The following is a 4125-nucleotide window of genomic DNA, read 5'->3' on the forward strand; positions in this document are numbered from 1 at the left end:
CGGCCGGCCTTGCCCTGGACGACCTGCTCGATCCGGGCCCGGGCGGCGGGCTCGGTGTCGGTGAAGTAGGCGGGAGGGCCGGCTGGGGTACGTCGCCCTCACCGTCGCCGACGACGGTGCCGCCGCCCACGGCTGGGTCCACGGCCTGGCCCAGTTCATGGGCGACCGGACCGGCCCGGCCCAGCCGAGCACCGGCCCCGCCGCGTACGCGCAGGTGCGTGGGGACGCCGAACCCGAGACCCGCCGGGCACTGGACCGCGACCCGGCCGGCCCGGAGGACTGGCACCTCCGGTTCGCGCTGCGCGTCGCCGTCCCGGAGGCCGTGCTGTTCACCGAACAGAGCGCGGACGGGCCGGCCGCCCTGGTCCACGACGGGGACCGCTCATGGGCCGAGATCCGCCCGGGCACGGACGGTCGGCCGCTGCTCCTCCAGGGCGGGCCGCGCCGCCTCGGCGACGAACTGCTGGCCGCCTGGTCCCAGTGGGAGGACCTGGGGCGTCCCGACCTGTACGACTACGGCGTCACCGTCACCCCCGACTCCCAGTGGGCGTGGCAGGGCGACCCGGACACCGGCCCGCGCTGGCCGATCGGACGCTTGCACCCGGCCACGCGGTGACCGTTCTCGGATCCTCCGGCTGAACAGCGTGACGCCGATGTTGCCCGAGAAGTCGGGTGGGCCGACTTCTCGCGCTTCAGGGCGGGCGCCACTGGCCTGCGGCAGCCTGTTCAGGCTTGCCGAAGGCCTGTTTGCGCGATTCACTTGCGCAGAAAGGCCTGACAGCCCGCGAAGGGGGGATCACAGATGTTGCTGAACTTCAGGGTCGCGAACCACCGCTCGATCAGAGACGAGCAATCGCTCCAGCTCAACCCGGTCTATGAAGCGGACAGGCCGCCGGGGACGCACTGGGAAGCGGTCCCCGTGGCAGGCATCTTCGGGGCCAATGCCGCCGGCAAGTCGAACGTGATCGATGCCCTGGCATACATGAGCAGGATGGTCGTCAACTCGCATCGGGACGCGGAGCCGGACGGTGGTGTGGCCCGGCAGCCCTTCCGTCTCGAAGAGGCGGCGCGCAGGGAACCGTCCTGGTACGTGGTGGACCTGCTGATCGACGGGATCCGCTACACCTACGGGTTCAGCGTTGACGACGACCGGGTGGTCGACGAGTGGCTGCACAGCTTTCCCCGCGGCAGGAAGCGCAAGATCTTCGAGCGTTCGGCCGACGGGGTGGAGATCGGTGACTCGCAGCACCGGCGAGAGCTGGAGCTGGTCGAGAACATCACCGAACCCAATGTCCTCTTCATGTCCCTCGCGGCGCGATCCCGGCAGGACGACTTCCGTCCGGTGTACGACTGGTTCGCCCGGAGCCTCCAGTTCAGCCGACGGCTGCCGGGCGGCGCGGGCCGCCTCGGGGCTGCGCGAATCCTCGAAAACCCGGACCGGTACCCGGAGTTCATCGAGCTGCTGCGTGCCGCGGACCTCGGGATCGCCGATTGCGGCACCGAGCGCGTGCTGGAAGACGAGGGGGAGCTTCGGAAGCGCTACGGTGCGCGCATTCCGGAGTGGCGGTTGGCAGGCCTCGAAGAGAACGGGCCGCGCGAGGTCATGCGCCCGTGGATAGGACATCGCGGGCGCGACGGGATCGTCAGGATGGACGTGTCCGAGGAGTCCGAGGGAACACAGGTTCTGCTGCGGCAAGCACCCCTCATCACGGGGGCGCTCCGACGGGGTGGAACCTTCGTGGTGGACGAAATCGATTCGAGCCTCCACCCGGTTCTCACCGCACGCCTGATCGGGCTCTTCCAGGATTCCGCCACCAATCCGAACGGCGCCCAGTTGATCTTCACCTCGCACGACTCCAGTCTGCTCGGCCGGACCGGCGGGGAGGAGATCCTGCGGCGGGACCAGGTCTGGTTCGTGGAGAAGAACGAGCACGGTGAGACGGAGCTCTTCGCCCTCGCCGACTTCAAGCCGCGCCAGGAGGAGAACCGCGAGCGGCGGTACCTCAGCGGGAGCTACGGCGGCGTGCCGTACATCGACGACGATTTTGCCAGCGCCGTGGCGGCGCGGGGGGATGAAGATGGCAAGGGCGGCGAAGCCGAGCGGAAGCAAGCGTCCCAATTTTGACACGTCACTGACCAGGCGGGCGGGGCATCGGGAGTCGCGGCAGCGCCTGCTGGTCGTCTGCGGCGCGAAGGTGACCGAGCGCGACTACCTTCAGGGGCTCAAGTCGAGTGCCCGGAATCCAGCCGTTTCGCTGAAGATCGTCGAATGCCCGAGGTCGCCCTCCCAGGTCGTCGATCACGCGGTGCTCCTGCGTGACCAAGCGGACGGCGAGTACGACGCGACGTGGTGCGTGCTCGACGTCGATGAATTTCCCAACCTGGGGCAGACGGCAGTCGAGGCGCGGAAGAAGAACATCGAGGTGGCGTTCTCCAACCCCTGCTTCGAGGTGTGGCTCCTGCTGCACTTCAAGGACTATCGCCGTCCGGCTCAATCGTTCAAGCAGCTCATGCCGGCCCTTGATGAGGCGTTCCCGGCCGGGTACGGGAAGACCGGCATGAAGTTCGACCTCTACGCGCCGCGCTGGCGGCTGGCTGCGAGTCGGGCGAAACAACTGGCCGAATCAGGGAAGGAACACGAGGTCAACCCGTCCACCGGCATGTGGAAGCTCGCGCTCGCCATCGGAGGTGGCGAGGCACAGCCGTGAAGGGCCCCCGGGTCAGGAGAGCGAGAAGCCCATCCGGTTCACCACCGGGGTCATCGGCACGTACATCACCTGCGCGTAGCAGGTCGTCGGGTGCGCCGTGGATCCGGCCGGGCAGCCGACCTCCGACCGGGCGGCCACGATCACGCCGCGGGCCTCCATGTCGCCGTTCGGGCCGGACGGGTTCGCCAGTGCCGGGCCGCCGCTGTCGCCCTTCGCGGCGATCGCCCGGCGGTCGCCGCCCTTCGACTCCGCGACGTCGACCGGCTTGATCCTCGTGCCCTCGTCGTTCGTCGTCTCCACGTCGACCCGCTTGATCTGCACGTCGCACTTCCACCCCGACTGGGCACCACTGAGGCAGATCAGGTCCCCGACGTTGTTCCGTCCGGCCCCGTACGTGTGCCGGGACGAGCCGCCCCTGTCCGACCAGGCGCCGTCGTAGAACCGGCCGCCGCCGCTCCCGCTGATCGCGATCATGCCGACGTCCAGGCCGTCCCCGACCGAGGACAGGTCGCCGATGTAGCTCCCGGTGCCGTTGTAGTACCGGCCGCCGCCGCAGTGCGCGGCGGTCAGCAGCACCTTCGTCCCGCCCTTCCAGCCGCTGAACGCCGTCGAGCAGAACGACGCCTTTCCGGTGCTCACCTCGGCACCCGCGTAGTGCGGCGCGCTGTCGGAGTGCCGGCTGCCGGACAGCGCGACCGGGGTCTCCTCGACGCCGGCCGTCACCGGCATCCCGGCGATCTCGGCGGCCTGCCGGGAGTACGCCTGCACGGCCGTGTCACCGCCGGTCAGCTGCTTCGCCTTCGCCCGCGCGTACGTGATCGCGATGGCGGTGCCGTCCTCCTGCGGGCCGATCGACGTCCACGCGTCGCGCGCCACGCCGGCGGTGAACCGGTCGATCGCGGCGCGCATCTCGGCGCGGGAGTACGGGCTCCGGTGGACGTCGACGGTGTAGCCGGGGCCGGCGCTCGCGGCGTTCGCGTCGAGCAGGGAACGGACCTCGGCCGGGGCCTCGCCCTTCCAGTAGATGTCGGCGCGCTGATTCGCCGGGTCGATCACCGTCCCGGCATAGCCGACGGCCGCCGGATCCCCGGACTCGACCCAGTCCTGCACCGGGTCCGTCATGCGGTGGAGCAGCTGCTGGGCCTGCGGGTCGCGGAGCACCGGCAGGCTGACGGACAGGTAGGGCTCGTCCTGAACGGTGTCGACGGCGACCAGGCCGGAGGCGACCACGGTGGTCAGGACCAGGGACAACGCGAGGCGGGAGCGGCGCACGGGCGGGTCCTTCCGGCATGTGTCGATGGGTCGCTACTCAGCGTAGGGGTGGATGGGCGGTCCGCTACGTCCGGACGTCGCGGCCCGGGCCGGCAGTCGGTGCACGCGTGGGGCAACGCGCCCCCGGGAGGGGCGGGGCGGCGTC

4 protein-coding genes are annotated in these 4125 nt (G+C 70.3%); 3 read left to right on the forward strand and 1 reads right to left on the reverse strand.

Annotated features, from left to right (window positions below; all coding sequences use genetic code 11):
* The first annotated feature begins 157 nt into the window (after positions 1-157).
* The 3 genes from ACIQOV_RS30650 (at position 158) to ACIQOV_RS30660 (ending at position 2708) form a co-directional block, all read left to right on the forward strand.
* Positions 158-616: a hypothetical protein gene (locus ACIQOV_RS30650; RefSeq protein WP_401053867.1), complete on the forward strand. Its 459-nt coding sequence runs from the start codon at positions 158-160 to the stop codon at positions 614-616.
* Positions 617-802: 186 nt separating this feature from the next.
* Positions 803-2125 carry an ATP/GTP-binding protein gene (locus ACIQOV_RS30655; RefSeq protein ID WP_401053868.1) on the forward strand — a complete coding sequence of 441 codons (1323 nt, stop codon included), beginning with the start codon at positions 803-805 and terminating at the stop codon, positions 2123-2125.
* Positions 2079-2708: an RloB family protein gene (locus ACIQOV_RS30660; protein WP_401053871.1), complete on the forward strand. Its 630-nt coding sequence runs from the start codon at positions 2079-2081 to the stop codon at positions 2706-2708. Before ACIQOV_RS30655 ends, ACIQOV_RS30660 begins: the two co-directional genes overlap by 47 nt.
* Before the next feature lie 12 nt (positions 2709-2720).
* On the opposite strand, the gene ACIQOV_RS30665 is transcribed toward ACIQOV_RS30660, so the two are convergent.
* The gene (locus ACIQOV_RS30665; RefSeq protein ID WP_401053870.1) at positions 2721-3980 is read right to left on the reverse strand and encodes a hypothetical protein; all 1260 of its coding nucleotides are present in this window, start codon (positions 3978-3980) and stop codon (positions 2721-2723) included.
* Positions 3981-4125: the final 145 nt, after the last annotated feature.

This window comes from Kitasatospora sp. NPDC091257, from assembly GCF_044757675.1.
Lineage (GTDB): Bacteria > Actinomycetota > Actinomycetes > Streptomycetales > Streptomycetaceae > Kitasatospora > Kitasatospora lactacystinica.

Coding starts and splice junctions, on each gene's coding strand:
- ACIQOV_RS30650 (WP_401053867.1), top strand. CDS start 158: ATGGGCGACCGGACCGGCCCGGCCCAGCCGAGCACCGGCCCCGCCGCG.
- ACIQOV_RS30655 (WP_401053868.1), top strand. CDS start 803: ATGTTGCTGAACTTCAGGGTCGCGAACCACCGCTCGATCAGAGACGAG.
- ACIQOV_RS30660 (WP_401053871.1), top strand. CDS start 2,079: ATGGCAAGGGCGGCGAAGCCGAGCGGAAGCAAGCGTCCCAATTTTGAC.